Genomic DNA, 19,388 nt, shown 5'->3' with positions numbered 1-19,388 from the left:
GGTTAATTTGTAAAATCATATTATGAAAAAATATATTAGCACCCTTTTAGTTTTAGTTTCGGGATTCGCGTTTTCCCAAACTATTCTGAATGCTGCTTCTCCCGAGGAGTTTAGACAAATGAGGTCTGAATCAATGAGAAAAGCAGGGGATACTGTTATCAGCAATAAAGTAAAACCTCTTGAATATGGTTTTGTTGATGACAAAGATATTTACAAGAGTATGTTTGTTTGGGAGATCATTGATATGAATGATAAGATCAACCAGCCATTCTATTATGACAATCCAGATGGACTTCTTTCAAGTTCTACAAGATCCTTATATCAGTTATTGCTTGATGGAGCACTTAAGGGTGACATCAAAGAAGTTTATGATGATGAAAATTTCGTTACAAGACTTACACCTGAAGCCATTCAGAAAAGATTGGAAAGTGTAAGACTTGATGAAGAAGCTATTGATATCCTTAACTCTGGAAGAACGCTTACAGAGGACGAGAAAAAAAGATTAACAGATATCATCAGAACAACAACTGATAAGGTGAAAGTTCTTAAAGTGATGGGTATGTGGTTTATCGATAAGAGAGACGGTCAAATGAAATACAGACCTCTTGGTATTGCAGCTATGGGACCAGATCCTACATCTGTTGGAAGAATTGGCCCTGACGGTCAGCCTTTAGCTGGTGCTGATGAATTGATCGACTTATTCTGGATCTATTATCCAAGTGCAAGAGATATTTTAGCAAATAATTATGTTTTCAACAGAAAAAATTCATCTGCTGATTTATCTTTCGATGATGTTATCAATGCAAGAAGATTCTCTTCTATCATTTATAAATCTTCAAGCGGTTTAGGAGACGGTACTATTAAAGACTATATTCCTAAAAATGCTGATGAGCAGCTGGAAGAAAGTGACAGAATCAAGGCACAGATTCTTGACATGGAAAATGATATGTGGAATTACTAGATTTCACTTGATATTTATAGAAAACCTGAGTATTTTTACTCAGGTTTTTTTTTATTATGAAAAATGTAGATTATATTATTGTAGGAGACGGATATGCGGGGCTTTTTCTGGCTCATCAGCTCATTAAAAATAAAAAGTCTTTTGTGGTCTTTTCTGAAGGAAGAAAAAGTGCTTCTCAGGTTTCAGCAGGAATTATCAATCCTGTTGTTCTAAAGAAGTTCACAACATTCTGGAAAGCACAGGAACAAATAGATTTTCTGAAGGAAAGTCTTAAAGAAATAGAATCCTATACAGGAGAAAATTATCTGATCAATGCCTCCATTCGAAGAATCTTTCATGATGAGAACGAGCAGAACTTATGGTTGAAAAAATCAGGAAATGAAGAATTATCTGCTTTTCTTGACGAAAATTTTGATCGTTTAAAGGTGGTAAAAAACGATTTTCAGACGGGAAAGGTGAATCAATCTGCCAGGCTTAATGTTAATGGATTTTTTAGTGGTTTATTCAGTTATTTTGAAAAAAATGATCATTGGGTAAAAGAAAAATTCGATTACAGCAAATTAAATTCTTCTGAATCGGTTTATAAAGATATTTCTTTCAAAAATATTATTTTCTGCGAAGGAATGGGAGTAAAAGATAATCCATACTTTTCAGAAATAGCAGTAGTTCCCAATAAAGGGCATCATATAAAAGTGAAACTTTCCCAACCGATTCCTGAAAATATAACCATTAAAAAGAAACACTTTTTATTTCCGACCGGAACCGGGCTTTATTTTTACGGTGGAACTTACGACAGAGAGCAGCTTCATTATCATATCGATGAATCAGCGGTTTCACAATTGGTGAAGGGACTTTCTGAATTTTATCCCTACGATTTTGAAGTAGAAGAAGTGCATTTTGGTTTCCGTCCTACAGTAAAAGACCGAAGACCGATTATTGGAAGGCATGAGACATTCAGTAATCTATATGTTTTTAATGGACTTGGAGCTCGCGGAATCCTCAATGGATGCTATTTTTCAAGAGATTTATTCCGTTTTATTGAAGAAGATATTCCATTGCATGAAGAAGTCTCATTGAACAGATTTAAATAGTGTACCTTAGTGTACAGATCCAAAGCGTAAATCTATGAATGAAAATATATTAGGTATAATTGCCGGAGTTTTTACTTCTGTTTCTATGATCCCACAGCTTGTAAAAGTAATCAGAGAAAAGAATGTGGAAGATATTTCTTTACTTATGCTTTTAGTCCTTATTTCAGGGCTGTCATTATGGGTATGGTATGGTTTTAAAAAAGATGAACTGCCTATTATATTATCAAACTCATTTGCCGTTTTGGTGAATACGAGCCTTTTAATCTGTTATATAAAATACAATAAAAAATAGTTGATAACACGACATAAAAAAGACGCCTTATCAATGAGGCGTCTTTGTATTTTTATTGAAGTGAAATAATATTATTGAAGAACAAATTTGGCTAAAGGAGCCATTCTTGCCTTATTTAAAGTAAGAGTATTTCCATTCACAGAATAGTTATCTGCTGCAAGGATTGCTTTTGTAAATTGGTTTTCAATATCCAAATCTTCACAAGCCATCATCGTAGACATTCCCTGATTGAATTTAATTCTCATGATATCAGGCTTGATCTCAAAAGTTCCTCCCAATCCATTGCATCCTGCATGGCCCTGATATCTCATCTCTTTCATGTCAAGCTTGAAATATGGATTGTTTTTAGGATTCTTTAGTTCAATGGGTTTCCCGTTAAGCTCTGTAAGTTTCCAAGTTTTTCCTGTAATATCAGTTGTTGTTTTTTCTGCATTTTGTGTCTTACAAGAAACAACTAAAAATGCTGCAATAATAAGTGCTGATAAATAGTAATATAAACTTTTCATAATGTTTATTTTTTTTTAGATGAATGCTAATCCCTATGCTAATACGATGCCATTTTAGCTGGGCCAGACTCTTTTTTTGCCTGTTTAAGGTGGAACAGAACCATATCTACATTCTTTTTCAGGAACGTTATATTGCCTTTAATATCAGAGTATTGATACTCTTCGTTGGAGGCAGTATACTCAGGTAAAGCATCACTTTTTTTAAGATCAAAAGTTTTACCGTTTAAATGTATTGTTGCTGTATTTTTAGTGTTGTTGATAGTGACTTCTATCTTTTCTCCATAGCTGTCAACATACACATCTTTGGAAATGTTGTCTGTATTCTCGGGTGTAGCAGTGGCAATCGTTTCAGCTTCTTTTCCGGGATGCTTACACGCTGTTAGGGAAAGAACGGTCAATCCAAAAAGGATTGGTAGTAATAATTTTTTCATAGTGATAAGTGATTTTAAAGTGTTTCATGAATTATGGTGTTAATACCTTATAAATTTACAAATATTTTTAATAAATATGTGTTAATTTTTCATAAACTAACAGAGAATATAAATCAAATTGGATTTATCTCACTGTTTTTTGAATCATTTTTTAGGATACGGGAAATAATAATTATTGTAGAAAAATCAAGGAAATAGGGGCTAGTGCAAGGTTTTTAAGCGTCTTGTTTTCAGTAAGATATTGTAATTTTTTCATTTTTCATTTGGTTTTGTGTTAATTTTCGGCAAAAGTAATTTAAAAAAGAGAGACAAGCAATAAGTTAATATTAATTATATGAAATCATGATAAAAGTTAGGTTAAGTTATTTTAATTCAGTCAAAAAAGGGCTTTACAATAGAGGCTTTTTTGCTTTTAAAATGTTCAAAAACGCAACAGATTTAAAATTAAAATTTCCTTAAATCAACAAAGATGGCTTAGTTTTTGAAAACTGAAACTTGCACAGATGAGATGTCAGAATTGTTCAGATTATGCTTGAATAAAGGAAATATTTAATATTTATCAGGTTTTTATATTCAGGTATTTTAAAGGATAGTTAAATTTTGTTAATCCATGATGATAATGTCATAATCTGGGTGTACATTTGCAACTTCAAAATGAGAAACTTTATAGTATACTTTTTAACCGGTCTTTTTCTGCTCTTTGTAGTAGAAAGTAGACTTGACGTTAAAACTCTTCGAAATGACTATAGCGGCCATGTTTCTCATCATTTGCCCAAAAAAGCCAACCGTTTGAATCAGACTTTTGAAAAACTTTCTGTTCAACAAATGTCCGACAATGTAGATAATTCTACTTTAGAACTTGCCGAGAATGATTTTCAGCTGTCTGATATATGTCAGGCTGTTCTTGTTTTTGCAGGAGTTTTTAGTCTTGTTTATATTTTTGGATTAAAAAGCTACAAACGATTCCAATCAGATATTCACGGTTTTGTTTTTGGCCTTACTGCCAAAAGATTTATTCTTATCCGTTCTATCAGAATTTAAAATTTCATCGATCTATTCATTTTCTGCCTGATTTCAGGTGGATATACTTTGCGTTGTATATGTTGGTAATCATTACATCGTACCCCCTTTTATTACCGTTTTATTTCTATTAAAACATTAACGATTTATATAAGCTCTAGAATTATGATAAAAAGAGTTGCTTCGGGAATTGCGCTGAGTGCCCTTCTGTTGGCGGTTGGCTGCAATAAGAAAAAAGAAGAAAAAGAAGAAGTTACCATCTTTCCGGTGACATCCCCTGTGGTAATGGATACTGTAATCAACAAAGAATACGTAGCCCAGATTCAATCTGTAAAAAACATTGAAGTTCGGGCTCAGGAAAAAGGTTTCCTGGAAAAAATCTTTGTAGATGAAGGACAATACGTACAGGCAGGACAGACCTTGTTCCGAATTATGCCTAAACTGTATCAGGCAGAATTATTAAAAGCAAAAGCAGAGGTAGAACAAGCTTCTATCGAACTGAAAAATGCAAGTACATTAGCAGGAAACAATATCGTTTCCAAGAATGAAAAAGCAATGGCAAAAGCCAAACTGGATGCTGCCAATGCAGAAATGAAACTCGCTCAGATCCACCTTTCTTTTACGGATATCAAAGCACCGTTCTCAGGTATTATCAACAGAATTCCTTTGAAACTGGGAAGTCTTGTAGATGAAGGTGATTTGTTGACTTCGTTATCAGATAACACAAGTATCTATACGTATTTCAACGTTTCTGAACCTGAGTATTTAAGTTATCAGACGCACGCTGCAGACAGAGGTAGTAATCAAGTGTCTTTGATCACAGCAAACGGCGAAATGTATTCGCAGAAAGGAGAAATTCAAACTATTGAAGGAGAATTTGACAACGAAACAGGAAATATTGCTTTCAGAGCGAAGTTTCCAAATCCTGATAAGCTTCTGAGAAATGGAGAAACAGGAAAGATTCAAATGACAATGCCTGTTCATAACGGTTTGATTATCCCACAGAAAGCGACTTATGAAATTCAGGATCAGAAATATGTGTTTGTCATCGATAAAAACGGAGTAGCAAAATCCCGAAATATCAAAATAGCTTATGAGCTTCCGGATCTATACGTAATAGGTTCAGGAATATCAAAAGGAGATCAGATCCTTCTGGAAGGAGTACAGAAAGTGAAGGATGATCAAAAGGTGAAAACAAAATTCCAGGATCCTAAGAAAGTTCTTCAGTCATTGAAATTAAAAGCAGAGTAGTGGTCTCTAAAATGAAGTAGTATGTTTAAAAAATTCATTCGCAGACCAGTTCTGTCTATAGTAATCTCATTGATTATTGTATTTATGGGAGTCCTGTCATTGGTAAAACTTCCAGTGACTCAGTTCCCGTCCATTTCTCCGCCAAAAGTAAATATTACCGCAGAATATCCCGGAGCTAACAACGAATTGTTGATTAAATCCGTAGTAATCCCTTTGGAAAGAGGGTTAAATGGGGTTCCGGGTATGAAATATATGACCTCAGATGCTGGAAATGATGGAGAAGCTTCCATTCAGCTTGTATTTGATCTGGGGACAGACCCTAACGTAGCTGCAGTAAACGTTCAGAACCGTGTATCTTCAGTAGTGAATAAGCTGCCGCCTCTTGTAGTACGTGAAGGGGTAAAGATCACCCGTGAGGAACCTAACATGTTGATGTATATTAACTTGTATAGTGATGATCCTAAAGCTGACCAGAAATTCCTTTTCAACTATGCAGATATCAACGTAATGTCTGAATTGAGAAGAGTAGGTGGTGTTGGTTTTGCCGATATCCTGGGAACCCGTGAATATGCAATGCGTATCTGGCTTAAACCGGATAGATTAACGGCTTACAATATTTCAGCTGATGAAGTAATGGAATCTCTGAATCAGCAAAGTTTGGAAGCGTCTCCGGGTAAAACGGGAGAAAGCTCCGGAAAGCGTTCTCAGTCATTTGAATACATCTTAAAATATTCAGGTCGTTTCAACAACGAAAAAGATTACGGAAACATCATTTTAAAAGCAAAACCGGATGGAGAATCGGTAAGATTAAAAGATGTAGCTGATATAGAATTTGGTAGTTCCATGTATGATATTTATTCTACATTGAACGGGAAACCTTCTGCAGCGATCACGGTAAAACAATCCTATGGATCCAATGCAAGTGACGTTATCAAAAACGTAAAAGCATTGATGAAGGATCTTGAGAAAAATAACTTCCCTAAAGGAATGCATTACGACATCAGTTATGACGTTTCAAGATTCCTGGATGCTTCCATGGAAAAAGTAATCCATACTTTATTTGAGGCTTTCGTTTTGGTTGCCATCGTGGTATTCCTATTCCTTGGGGACTGGCGTTCAACCTTGATTCCGGCGCTGGCTGTTCCCGTTTCATTGGTAGGAACATTTGCGGTCATGTCAGCCTTTGGCATTACCCTGAATATGATTTCCCTCTTTGCCTTAGTAATGGCGATCGGGGTAGTGGTAGATGACGCGATTGTAGTGATTGAAGCCGTTCACGCCAAGATGGAAGAGAAACATCTTTCCCCATTGAAAGCGACAGAAGAGGCGATGCATGAGATCAGTGGAGCAATTATCGCAATTACGCTGGTAATGGCATCTGTATTCATTCCGATTGCATTTATGTCTGGTCCGGTAGGGGTATTCTACCGTCAGTTCTCTATCACAATGGCTTCATCCATTATCCTGTCAGGGGTTGTGGCACTTACATTGACACCGGCATTGTGTGCATTGATTTTAAAAAATAATCACGGAAAAGCCAAAAAGAAAACTCCGATTAATCTTTTCCTTGATAAATTCAATAATGTATTTACAAAAGGAGCAGGGAGATATGAGAAGATGCTGAATAAAACAGTGACAAAAAAGACAATAACATTGCCGTTATTGTTAGCATTTTGTGCCGCTACATTCTTCCTGAGCAGCTCCTTGCCTACAGGATTTATTCCAGCAGAGGATCAGGGGATGATCTATGCAATTATTCAGACTCCACCGGGATCTACATTAGAAAGGACCAATCAGATAGCCAAAGAACTTCTGAGGGAATCTGAAGATATTGACGGTGTACAGTCTGTTTCATCTCTTGCAGGATATGAGATTTTGACCGAAGGGACAGGATCCAACTCAGGAACATGTCTGATCAACCTTAAAAGCTGGGAAGAACGTAAAGAATCTGCTGCAGAAATCATTGAAAAACTGGAAGAAAAAGCCAAAAATATTCCGGGTGCCAATATTGAATTCTTTCAACCGCCTTCCGTTCCGGGATATGGAGCTGCAGGAGGTTTTGAACTTCGTTTGCTGGATAAAGCAGGAAGTGGAGATTATCATAAAATGGAGCAGGTGAGTAATGATTTTGTGAAGGAGCTTAAGAAGCGTCCGGAACTGGGATCTGCATTTACATTCTATTCGGCGAGTTTCCCGCAATATATGCTTAAGATTGATAATGATCTGGCTGAGCAAAAAGGAGTGACCATTGAAAAAGCGATGGATAACTTATCCACATTAATCGGGTCCAACTATGAGACGAGTTTCATCCGTTTCGACAGGCCGTATAAGGTAATTGTTCAGGCAGGACCACAATATCGTGCCTTACCAACAGATCTGTTGAAGCTGTATGTTAAAAATGATAAAGATCAGATGGTTCCTTACTCAGACTTCATGAGACTGGAAAAAGTATATGGATTATCTGAGATTACCAGACACAATATGTATAACTCTGCAGAGGTAAGTGGAACTCCGGCACCTGGATATAGTAGTGGACAGGCGATTAAAGCTATTCAGGAAGTAGCGGATAAAACCCTTCCGAGAGGTTTTGGGATCGACTGGGCGGGTATTTCCAAAGATGAAGTAAGCCGTGGAAATGAAGCGGTATTTATCTTCCTGGTATGTTTAGGATTCGTTTATCTGATCCTTTCTGCACAATATGAAAGTTTCATCCTTCCGCTTCCGGTAATTTTATCCCTTCCGGTAGGTATTTTTGGAGCATTCTTATGCTTAAAACTTTTAGGATTGGAGAATAACATCTATGCACAGGTGGCCATGGTCATGCTAATCGGACTTTTAGGTAAGAATGCCGTGTTGATTGTAGAGTTTGCTGTGCAGAAGAAAGCCGAAGAAGGAATTCCTGTGGCAAAAGCAGCTATTGAAGGAGCCGCTATTCGTTTCCGTCCTATTTTAATGACATCATTTGCATTCGTTGCCGGATTGATTCCATTGGTTGTTGCAACAGGACCGGGAGCAATTGGTAACAGAACGATTGGTACTGCAGCGGCAGGAGGGATGTTGATCGGAACTATTTTCGGATTGATGATTATCCCAGGATTGTATTACATCTTCGGAACCATTGCAGACAAATCCAGACTGGCAAAATATGAAGAAGAGAATCCTTTAACAGAACAAACTGAACCTTATGAACATGATGGAAAATTCGAAGACTAAAAATATAATCACAGCCATTGCCTTATCACTTGTTCTTGCAAGTTGTAAGGCGCCGATGGCGACTGTCATAAAAGACGAGGTAAAAGAAAATATTCCTCAGAACTTTAATCAGGAAGAACAGCAGGATGCTAACAACAATAGCGGAACGACTCCCTGGAGACAGTTCTTTACTGATCCAAACCTGGTAACCCTTATTGAAACAGCTTTAAAGAATAATCAGGAACTACTCATCACCCTTCAGGAGATTCAAATTGCGAAAAGTGGTGTTTTAGCTAAAAAAGGTAGACTTACACCAACTGTTTCCGCAGGAATAGGAGCAGGGCTGAAAAAAGCAGGCCGCTATACGAGCGAAGGAGCCGGTGATGCCACTACGGAAATAGAACCCGGAAAGGCAATGCCGGATCCGCTGGGAAATTTTGAAGCAGGGTTGAATGCAAGCTGGGAAATTGATATCTGGAAAAAACTCAGAACTGAAAAAGAATCTGCAGTAGCCCATTATCTTTCTACAGTAGAAGGTAAAAACTTTGTGTTGTCTAATCTTATTGAAGAAGTGGCAGACAATTATTACGAATTGTTGGCTCTTGATAATCAATTGGATATCATACAACAGTATATCAAGCTTCAGCAAAGAGCATTAGAAATTTCTAAAATTCAGAAGGAAGCTGCTGCTGCAACGGAGCTGGCTGTAAAGAAATTTGAAGCAGAATTGGCAAAATCCAAAGCTGCAGAATATACGATCCGTCAGCAAATCACTGAGAAGGAAAACGAAATCAATGCTTTGCTGGGAAGATATCCACAGCCAATTGTGAGAGCAAAGGAAAACTTTATGTCTACCATTCCTCCGACAGTGTATACGGGAATTCCATCACAGTTACTGGCAAACCGTCCTGATATCAAGCAGGCAGAGCTGGAATTAAAGGCTTCAAAACTAGATGTGGAAGCGGCAAGAAAAGAATTTTATCCTTCTTTGGAAATTTCTGCAACATTAGGTCTGGAGGCTTTCAAGCCATCTTATCTTGTTAAATTACCGGAATCAATTGCTTATAATCTTGCAGGTGAACTGGCGGGGCCACTGATTAATAAAAGTGCAATAAAAGCCAATTTCCAAACTGCAGATGCAAAACAGATTCAGGCATTATACGAATACGATAAAACAATTTTGAATGCTTATCTGGATGTTGCGAATCTCATGTCAAAGGTTAAAAACATAGATCAGTATTATCAATTGAAATCACAGGAAACCAAAGCTCTGGATCAATCTATTGATATTGCCAATCAATTGTTCCGTAATTCAAGAGCAGATTATCTTGAAGTTCTTTTGAACCAGAGAGATGCGCTGGATGCTAAAATGGAGCTTATTGAAGCAAAACAGAAGCAGCTTAGTACAGTCGTCGATATCTATAAAAGTTTAGGCGGCGGCTGGAAATAAAAATATCATAATTCAATCAATAAACAGTTAATGTTTTAGGGTCAATTCTTTTAGGATTGGCCCTTTTTTATTTTTATACGACAAGTTCTGTCGCTGCGCAGAGATAATTTTACATCAGAATAAGACGAATTTTAACCCATCATAAAGAAAATTTAATTATTAATAGTATGATTTACAGTAAACTGCATTAAGTTGATTTTCGTTTCTTAAAAACCGTTAAATTCGCGAAGTTTCAATAAAATAATTGCTAACTCAGAAAATAAAAACACAGGAATGAAAAAAATCTATATCGGTGTATTTACCTTATGCACGATTTTGGGCATCTCTGCTCAGGAAGTGGTATGGCAGAAAGATATCAAATCCTCTACCCAGGATTTTCTAAGCCAGGTCACCACAACCATCGACCAGCAATATCTGATCACGGGAAGCTCTATTCAAAGCAATAAACAGCAGGCTTCAGGAAGCAAACAAAACAACGGCTACGATTTCCATTTGTTTAAACTCAATCAGCAAGGAAATGAAGTTTGGGAAAAATACTTTTCAGGGCAAAACCACGATTATTTATCAGCCACAGTTACCACACAGGATGGCGGATTTCTATTAGCCGGAACCTCCTATTCAGGAAAAGGATTGGATAAAAAAGAGGATTCAAAAGGAGGCTCAGACATCTGGCTGATCAGAATCAATGAATTTGGAGATGAACTATGGCAGAAAACCTTGGGAAATTCTTCCGATGAAGAAGCCAGAGCCGTGATTCAAACGACCGATTTAGGATTCTTTGTTGCCGGAAATGTACAAAACGCTGCAAAAGGATATGGTTCCAAAGACGTCTTGATTACGAAGCTGGATAAAGACGGAAAAGAATTATCACAATTAATTTTAGGCGGAAAAGGCTTAGACGAAGTAGAAAAGATGATTCCAACAAAAGATGGTGGCGCCTTACTCGGCATGTATTCGAGAAGCGGATCTGTTAAAACAATCCATCAGCAATCAACGATCAATAGTAATACTCCGTCTGAAAAACCTGCAACCCGCAATCTGTTATCTACAACCTCAAAACAAAGCGACAACTTCGGTGAAGGCGACTACTGGATTGTCAAATTGGACAAAACCGGAAAAGTAGAATGGGAAAAGAACTTTGGAGGGAAAGGAGACGATCATATCAGGACTCTGGCTTTAACGTCAAATGGTTTTATCATTGGTGGCGAATCCAGATCGGAAAGATCAGGAAACAAAACCGTAGGAATTGAAGAAGGAACAGACCTTTGGTTGATTTCTTTAAACGAAAGAGGCGATGAACAATGGCAGAAATCCTACAACTTCAAGAACCGTGATATTTTAATGAGTATGAGCGTGATTCATTCTGCAGATGACAAATCTTCCAAAGGAATCTTATTGGGAGGCTACACTCAGGCAGAAGGAAGAATACAAACCGATGATGAAACCTTCTGGATCCTGTACTTGGATCAAAATGGTAATGAACAGTGGAGAAAGCATATCACTGGAGAATCCAGGAAGAAAGAGGAAAGGCTTTCCGATTTAAAACTCAACAGAGATGGTTCAATTGTTTTAGCCGGAACCAGTGCAGAAGAGCTTGGCAAAGAAAACTGGAAGATTGTGAAATTGGGAGACAAGCAGGTTGATCAACTCATTGAAAAATATGATATCAAGATCTATCCGAATCCAGTATCAGACTATGCTTATGTAGAAATCGGCTTTGATTTTAAGGATGCTGATATTCTCTTGTATGATATGAGCGGCAGACAACTTCAGAACCTAAAAACCCAGAACAGAGTAACTAAGATTAATACTCAGGCTTTGATTCAGGGAGCGTATCTGGTGACTATAAAAACTAACAATAATAAAACAGCGAACGCTAAGCTGATCAAAAAATAACCAGCATGAAACTTTTTTTAAACTTATTATTATTTATTCCGATGATCTTTGTTAAAGGGCAAGCAGATCCTGACCCTTTTAATATTCCAAAAGTAGTTCCTCCTTCCACGGAGTCTTTTTTAAGAACAGAATACGGGAAGACTCCACTAAATGAATACAGAGGCATGGCTTCAATTAGCATTCCTGTGTATAATCTAAAGAGCAACGGATTAGAGCATTCCATAATTCTTAATTACGCAAAGATTGGAGTTAAGGTCAATGATATTCCTACGAGTGTAGGAATGAGCTGGGTGCTTGAATCCAGTGGAGTCATTAATAGAACAATATATGGCCAGGCTGATGAAACTGTAGATAGCAGCAGAAGAATTTATTTTAATGATTCTCAGACTGCTACTAATTTGGGTAATGCAAGTGATGGTACTCCGCAAGCAGTTGAATTAGCATCTTACCTTAATGGCAATATAAATGATACACAGGTAGATATTTTCAATTTTACAGTCCCCGGATATTCAGGAAGCTTTTATCTTGACAAAAATCTTAATCCTGTACTGATAACGGATGAACATTTATATAAAATCAGTACCATAGGAAACTTTTCACAAACCAATGCTTTTGTGATCACAACAAATAAAGGAGTGAAATTCTATCTGGGAGGGGAAAATGCTGTGGAAACTACTGCTAGTAGAGAGTCTCTTAATACTTCAGGGATAACCAGCTTTTACCTGACAAAAATAGAATATCCAGATGGTAATACAATTAATTTTCAATATGAAAAAACCTATACAAAAAGTATCATATTGTCCACAACTCTATACAAATCAATAATCTCTGTTTCCAGTCAGCCGTCAGAGTGTCCTCCTCAAAATGTACCAGATCCTCCAACATCAGTGAATACTTTGAGGCTTATGAATCCGTTGAAAATATCAAAGATTACTTCGAATAATATTTCAATAAATTTCTATTATCAAGCAAATAATTTTTCATTTTATGATAAACTGACCTCCATTGACGTATTTTATAAAAATGAAAAAAGGAAAACAATAGATTTTACTTACATAGATGGATATGACAAATATTTTCTGAATAAACTTCAAAATTATAATTATTCACAAGGTTCAAAGACTTTCGAAAATGAATATGTGTTTACTTATGATGAAGCTAATAATGTTCCTAAGAAAAATGCTTTTTCTGTAGATACTTTTGGATATAACAACGGGAAAGGAATACAACTTCAGTTCCTGATGTCAATTTATTAGGAGCTAACCTTAATGTAAACTTAAGTACTTATAATTTTGCAGACCGAAGAGCTGATTTTAATTTTGCTAAAAAAGGAACGCTGACATCCATTACTTATCCGACAAAGGGTAGTACACATTTTGAATACGAATCATTAGGTATAAAAAAACAAACACGCGATAATAAAACGGTTGGGACAAATACAGATGCTTATTATCCTGTGGTTGTAAAAGATTCAATGACAATTCATGGAAATATTGTACTAGATAATAAAATTAAATTTTAATATCCACCAAGACGATCCGTCTACTATTCCTAATAACCAAGGAGCATCAAATTTAAAAGTTGTTGATATTACTTCAAATCAGATATTGATTAACCAAAACTATTATCTTCCAAAAACTCAAATGGATTTTAATAAAATTCTCGAGATAAATACGAATCCTAACAGCCAGTATAAAATTGTTATTACATGTTTAAGACCTAATATTACGTTTGAATCGTCCGTTAATGCAGATTATTATATTGGATATACAAAAGTTGAAGATCATGGCCTTAGATTAAAGAGAATGTATGATCAAACAGTTGAAGGTACTATTTCAAATATCAAAAGATTGTACTATAGTGACTTCCAAAATATTCATAATGCAGATGGGCTTCCTTTATCTAGAGCTGATTATCAAAAATTTTTCTTAGGAAATATGTATTTTGAAGGTATGTGCGACAGTGGGGGACCATTTGGAGGAGGCCAGTACAGTATTCGAAAATTATGTTTTACATCAGGAATCAATAATTATACATTATCAGATATTGAAAATGATAATATCTATCCTAATGTTACAATAAGTCATGGTGGTGATGATTTTGAAAAAGGCGGTGAAGTAAAGACTTTTTCTGCGCCTGAGTTTGATCAATTTCAGACATTACGTGAGCCAGACTCATCCAACCCTTACAGTGCAAAAAATATTGAATATGTTGTTAATTTGATGAGTAAAAATCTTGAAAGGGTTTCGTTTTATGATAAAAATAATGGAACACTTCTTAAACACTATTCATTTGTTAAGAAAAATAATAATTTCTTCGCATTAAAAATGATTGAGAATAACTATCAATTTAATACAACAAATAAAATATATAATCTTATAGGATTGGACGTTTATACTCCTACATTATATCCTTCAAACATAACACCTGGGACTCAGCTTTTTAATAGAATTATAGGGCTTTTTCCCATAACCACTTATTCTAATACTTTAAAGAAAACAATAGAAACGGACTTTATGGAAGATATTCCGTTGACAGATGTTCTTAACGATGTAATAAATGTTAATGCTAAGAAAATTGTAAAGACCAACGATTATCAGTATAATAATACAGATAAACAGTTGACGGATGTTAAAATTATTTTTCCTGATCAATCTTTGTTAGAAACAAATTATAAGTATGCAGCAGAAAAAAACAATCAATATTTAACTGGTAAAAATATGATTGGTATTTCACTAGAAACGGAAACAAAGAAAAATGGAAAGGTGATCTCTAAAGCAGAAAATTTATATCCGTATACGCAAGTAGAGGCTGATGTTAAAACAATTGGATTGCCACTTCCTATTTCAGCATTATCTCAAAATCTATCTAGTGGAGAAATGGAAGAAGCTATCCACTATGATAAATATGATGAAAAAGGAAATTTACTTCAGTACACCACAAAAGCAGGAATTCCTGTTAGTATTGTCTGGGGATATAATCAAACAGTTCCAATTGCGAAGATAGAGGGAGTTACTTATGTACGTTTATCAGCTATGTCTCCTGGTACTTTAGAAATTATTACTGCTTCCAATATAGATTCAGATGCAGGTGTAAACAATGATGAGACTGCATTTTTGTCAGCATTGAATTCATTCAGAAGCAATCCTGCGTTATCCGGGTACACAGTTATCACTTACACCTATGATCCATTAATTGGAGTAAGAAGCATCACGCCGCCATCCGGTATCAGAGAAAATTATATATATGATTCGGCAGGTCGACTTGAAAAAGTAATCAATATGGATGGCAAAGTATTGAAGGAGATGAAATACAATTACAAAAACTAAACCGATGAAAAAATTAATACTACCGATAGGAGCCTTACTCTTATCAAACTTAATATATGCCCAGCTTTCTCCGCTTTCTAATACAGAAAACTATGTTCAGACCAAAACATATCTGGATTATAATGGCACTTCCCCTACAAAATCCTCAGAAACGGTACAGTATTTTGACGGCTTGGGAAGACCCAAACAAATTGTTAATGTAAAAGCATCTCCATTAGGACGGGATGTCGTGACTCCCATCAAATATGACCAGTTTGGAAGACAGGTGCAGGAATATCTTCCTGTTCCTCAAGGAGGAACTCTCAATGGAGCGATTATTCCTGATCCTTTGAATAGTCTGGCTGCTACACCCTATGGTGGCTCTGAAAAGATATATTCTGAAAAGGTTATTGAAAATTCTCCTTTAGACAGAGTTTTGGAACAAAAACAGGTAGGTAACGACTGGAACGGAAAATCTGTAAAGTTTGGGTATGACGCCAACGGATTTAATGAAGTGTATAAGTACGCCACGGTTACCACTTGGGAAAACGGAGTTACAAAAAGTATAGTAAGCCTATCTCCAGCTACAATTTATGCACCTAACCAACTTTATAAAAACTCTGTAAAAGATGAAGATGGCAATGAAACAATAGAATTTAAAAATGGAAGAGGTCAGGTTGTATTGGTGAGAAAAGTAAAGAGCTCAGCAGAGCATATAGACACCTATTATGTTTACAATGAATATGACCAGCTGGCTTTTGTAATATCTCCCAAAGCCGTACATCAGACAATTACGGATGATTTACTTGATACATTATGTTATCAGTATCGTTATGATGGCAGAGGCAGACTGGTAGAAAAAAAGCTGCCTGGTAAAGGTTGGGAATCTATGGTGTATGATAAGCAGGACAGGCTGGTGGCCAGCCAGGATGCTGAAATGAGATTGAAAGGACAGTGGCTCTACACCAAGTATGACCAGTTTGGAAGAGTTGCTTATACGGGTATTAAAACAGGACTCAATACCAGTCTTGATGTAGGGCTTACAAGAGCTGCGGAGCAGACAGATGCCAACACCTTCGGCTTCAATAGTGTAGACCGTGGAAATGTAGCGTTTTTTAACAGGCAGGGAATGGATGTCTATTATGGCAGTTCTGATCTTACCTATCCCAAATCTCCCACATGGGTAAAGCTATTATCTTTACACTATTATGATAGCTATCCGGGGTATGGTTTCAATCCTTCATTTCCGGCGAATACACCTGAGATGACGGTTTTAACAGGAGCTCCGACCACGGATGGCAGAAGTACCAAAGGACTTCCCGTAATGAGTTTTGTGAAGAATATTGGAGATGATAACTGGACAAAAAACTATACCTACTATGATCAGAAAGGAAGAGCCGTTGGAACCCATTCTATCAATCATCTGGGGGTTATACCCATACAGAATCCAAACTGGATTTTGCAGGATTACCCCAACAAACCATTACCAGACATAAGCGGTTAAATTCAGATGTGGAGAGAGTGGTAACTGAAACTTTTGAATATGATAATCAGAACAGATTACTGGTTCATAAACATCAGATGGATAGTAATCCTGTAGAAATTCTTGCCCAAAATAACTATAATGAACTTTCGCAGCTTACCGGTAAAAAAATAGGAGGAACACTTGCCAGTCCATTACAGAATATCAGTTATGCCTATAATATCCGTGGCTGGATGACTAAAATTAATGATCCTAAAAACTTAGGAGCAAACCTTTTTGGTTATGAAATAAAATACAACAAAGTAGAAGGTCTGGAAGTTCCAAATACAGATTATTCTAACTACAAAGTACAACCTAAATACAACGGAAACATAGCAGAGGTTGATTGGAAAACTTCCACAGATTCCAATAGTAATCTGAGAAGATACGGTTATGTATATGATACCCTGAACAGGCTTACCGCAGGTTTTTATCAAAAAGACACCAACCCTTCCGGAAAAGAATACAATGAGCTTCTGGCCTATGATGTGAATGGAAATATTCTGAATCTGGTAAGAACGCAGGAAGCCCTTTCAGGGAGTGCTACCGCTTTAGTGATTGATAATCTGGTGTACACTTACACGGGGAATAAGCTTAATAAAGTATCAGATGCTTATCTTAATAATACCGGATATCCCGTAGGGGGCAATGAAATCTCCTATGACAGCAATGGGAATATGACTATTCAACCTGATAAAGGAATTTCCTCCATCCAATATAATTATCTAAATTTACCAGGAAAAATTACCCAAAACTCCAAAGTAGCGGAATATACTTACAGAGCAGATGGAGTAAAAGTAAAAAAGGTTTTTGATACAAAAACTACAGATTATCTGGATGGCTTCCAGTATACTGATTCGGTATTAAAGTTTTTCCCAACAGCAGAAGGGTATTTCAATGTTGAGACCGGAAAGTATGTATATAATTATACTGACCATCTTGGAAATGTTAGAATAAGTTATGCTAAAAATGGAGCAGGAACAGAGATCATTGAAGAAAGTAATTATTATCCTTTTGGATTGAAGCATGAGGGGTATAATATATTAACTGGAAATCCTGGATATAAATACAAGTACAATGGTAAGGAATTACAGGAAACGGGCATGTATGATTATGGAGCGAGGATGTATATGCCGGATCTGGGAAGATGGGGAGTTGTTGATCCATTAGCTGAGAAAATGTCTCGTTATAGTCCTTACAACTATGCTTTTAATAATCCTTTGAGATTTATTGATCCGGACGGAAGAGAAAATAAAGATTGGGTAAGAGGTGGTCCTTTCGATACTTGGCACTACAGAAGTGATATAACATCACCAGAACAGGCAGCAGCGGCAGGTTATACATCATATGCAGACGGAAGAGGAGATAAAAACAGTTCATATGATACAACATTATCAAGAAATGGAGTAAATACAGGTGAAAATCAAAGTATAGTCTTAGGAGAAGGTGGCAATTATACAGTAAATGGAGAATCTTTTACTTCACGTGACGAATACACAAATATGAAACCTGTAGATGACTTTGGAAAATTTATGGCAGGCTTTGTTGCTTTTCCTATGTTATTGGAATCTTCTCCTTTTTTAGTTTCTGGAGGTTCAGCAGAAGTTTTGGCAGGTAAGGCAACATTAAGTACAGCTACTCAATTTCTAGGAACAGGAGATGTCAATATAATGAGTGTTGTAGGAGATACTTTTGGAGCATATGGTTCTGGAGAGATTCTTGGTGGAGTTAGTGAACTTTCTGCTAAAAAACTAATAACCGGTGAATCTGCATTTAGAACTGTATTTAATGGTAATGGAATGTCTCCTCAAGAAGCTTTTTCTAATATTGGATTTGCTTTAGGAAGTAAAGGACTCGGAAAGGTGAATGGAGCTACAAAAGTTGGAGCTACAGGAATGGATAAGGCTGTAATAAGTGTAAATAATTTCCTTATTGGAACTGGTATGTATGGAGCAGCAGCAATAAATGCAACAGAAATACAGAAAAAACAAAAATAGTTATAATGATTTTTTTAAACGAAAGTTTTACATTTTATTTTTTATTGCTGTTTTTGCAGGAATATTTTCATATCAATTTTTTTTTGTTAAAATTTTTAAAAATTCCTATAAGCAGAAAGGACTTTATACAGTTGGTAAAATAAAAGAAGTTAAAGGATATGGAAGAGGAACAGGTTTTAATTACATATACACTTTTAATTTGAATGGAAGAAAGTATGAATCTGTTTGTGATATTGGAAGTCTATCTTATAGGGATGCTAGGAAAAGAATAAACAATAATTTTTTAGTAATATACCTAAATAATGATGTTTATAACAACAGAATTTACTCCAATATTCCTATAGGTGATGCAATAGATGATAGTATTAAATTGAAAGAGTGGATTAATAGTAATTCGAAAATTAAATCCAAAATCGATTCTATTATTCCTTCTCCTGGATATTTTTTTCAGAACTATTTTTAGAAATTATA

At 36.0% G+C, this 19,388-nt stretch carries 15 protein-coding genes; 13 read left to right on the top strand and 2 right to left on the bottom strand.

Annotated elements, in window-relative coordinates:
• Positions 1–22: 22 nt before the first annotated feature.
• The 3 genes from gldN to LF886_RS20515 are packed head-to-tail and all read left to right on the top strand — an operon-like array spanning position 23 to position 2,344.
• On the top strand, positions 23–961 hold the full coding sequence (gene gldN, locus LF886_RS20525) for a gliding motility protein GldN (protein WP_124530759.1): 939 nt from the start codon (positions 23–25) through the stop codon (positions 959–961).
• Between the two features lie 56 nt (positions 962–1,017).
• On the top strand, positions 1,018–2,052 hold the full coding sequence (locus tag LF886_RS20520; RefSeq protein WP_236851386.1) for an NAD(P)/FAD-dependent oxidoreductase: 1,035 nt from the start codon (positions 1,018–1,020) through the stop codon (positions 2,050–2,052).
• A 34-nt stretch (positions 2,053–2,086) separates the two neighbouring features.
• Positions 2,087–2,344: a SemiSWEET transporter gene (locus LF886_RS20515; RefSeq protein WP_236851385.1), complete on the top strand. Its 258-nt coding sequence runs from the start codon at positions 2,087–2,089 to the stop codon at positions 2,342–2,344.
• A gap of 71 nt (positions 2,345–2,415) precedes the next feature.
• Here LF886_RS20515 and LF886_RS20510 read toward each other — a convergent pair whose 3' ends face one another.
• Positions 2,416–2,850 (bottom strand): META domain-containing protein, encoded by a 435-nt coding sequence (locus LF886_RS20510; protein WP_124530756.1) that lies wholly within the window; start codon positions 2,848–2,850, stop codon positions 2,416–2,418.
• A gap of 38 nt (positions 2,851–2,888) precedes the next feature.
• Entirely contained in the window at positions 2,889–3,281 is a 393-nt protein-coding gene (locus LF886_RS20505; protein WP_236851384.1) for a multicopper oxidase domain-containing protein, read from the bottom strand.
• Positions 3,282–3,935: 654 nt separating this feature from the next.
• On the opposite strand from LF886_RS20505, the gene LF886_RS20500 reads away from it, so the two are divergent.
• From LF886_RS20500 to LF886_RS20455, 10 genes are all read left to right on the top strand, one after another.
• Entirely contained in the window at positions 3,936–4,322 is a 387-nt protein-coding gene (locus LF886_RS20500) for a hypothetical protein (RefSeq protein WP_236851383.1), read from the top strand.
• Positions 4,323–4,469: 147 nt separating this feature from the next.
• Positions 4,470–5,552 carry an efflux RND transporter periplasmic adaptor subunit gene (locus LF886_RS20495; protein ID WP_410685644.1) on the top strand — a complete coding sequence of 361 codons (1,083 nt, stop codon included), beginning with the start codon at positions 4,470–4,472 and terminating at the stop codon, positions 5,550–5,552.
• Positions 5,553–5,573: 21 nt separating this feature from the next.
• Positions 5,574–8,765: an efflux RND transporter permease subunit gene (locus tag LF886_RS20490; RefSeq protein WP_236851381.1), complete on the top strand. Its 3,192-nt coding sequence runs from the start codon at positions 5,574–5,576 to the stop codon at positions 8,763–8,765.
• A complete protein-coding gene (locus LF886_RS20485; protein WP_236851380.1) occupies positions 8,737–10,194 on the top strand; it encodes a TolC family protein in 1,458 nt (485 codons plus the stop codon). The genes LF886_RS20490 and LF886_RS20485 overlap by 29 nt, the downstream gene beginning before the upstream one ends.
• A gap of 273 nt (positions 10,195–10,467) precedes the next feature.
• Entirely contained in the window at positions 10,468–12,090 is a 1,623-nt protein-coding gene (locus LF886_RS20480; protein WP_236851379.1) for a T9SS type A sorting domain-containing protein, read from the top strand.
• Positions 12,091–12,095: 5 nt separating this feature from the next.
• Positions 12,096–13,346: a hypothetical protein gene (locus LF886_RS20475; protein ID WP_236851378.1), complete on the top strand. Its 1,251-nt coding sequence runs from the start codon at positions 12,096–12,098 to the stop codon at positions 13,344–13,346.
• Positions 13,347–13,733: 387 nt separating this feature from the next.
• Positions 13,734–15,419: a hypothetical protein gene (locus tag LF886_RS20470; RefSeq protein ID WP_236851377.1), complete on the top strand. Its 1,686-nt coding sequence runs from the start codon at positions 13,734–13,736 to the stop codon at positions 15,417–15,419.
• Positions 15,420–15,423: 4 nt separating this feature from the next.
• Complete coding sequence (locus tag LF886_RS20465) at positions 15,424–16,902, top strand: DUF6443 domain-containing protein (RefSeq protein WP_236851376.1); 1,479 nt, start codon at positions 15,424–15,426, stop codon at positions 16,900–16,902.
• An 8-nt stretch (positions 16,903–16,910) separates the two neighbouring features.
• A complete protein-coding gene (locus tag LF886_RS20460; RefSeq protein ID WP_236851375.1) occupies positions 16,911–18,917 on the top strand; it encodes an RHS repeat domain-containing protein in 2,007 nt (668 codons plus the stop codon).
• Positions 18,886–19,380 carry a hypothetical protein gene (locus tag LF886_RS20455; protein ID WP_236851374.1) on the top strand — a complete coding sequence of 165 codons (495 nt, stop codon included), beginning with the start codon at positions 18,886–18,888 and terminating at the stop codon, positions 19,378–19,380. Before LF886_RS20460 ends, LF886_RS20455 begins: the two co-directional genes overlap by 32 nt.
• Positions 19,381–19,388: the final 8 nt, after the last annotated feature.

Source organism: Chryseobacterium sp. MEBOG07, assembly GCF_021869745.1.
Classification (GTDB): Bacteria; Bacteroidota; Bacteroidia; order Flavobacteriales; family Weeksellaceae; genus Chryseobacterium; species Chryseobacterium viscerum.
The sequence above is the reverse complement of the archived record's forward strand: the minus strand, read 5'-3'. Positions and strand labels throughout refer to the sequence as shown.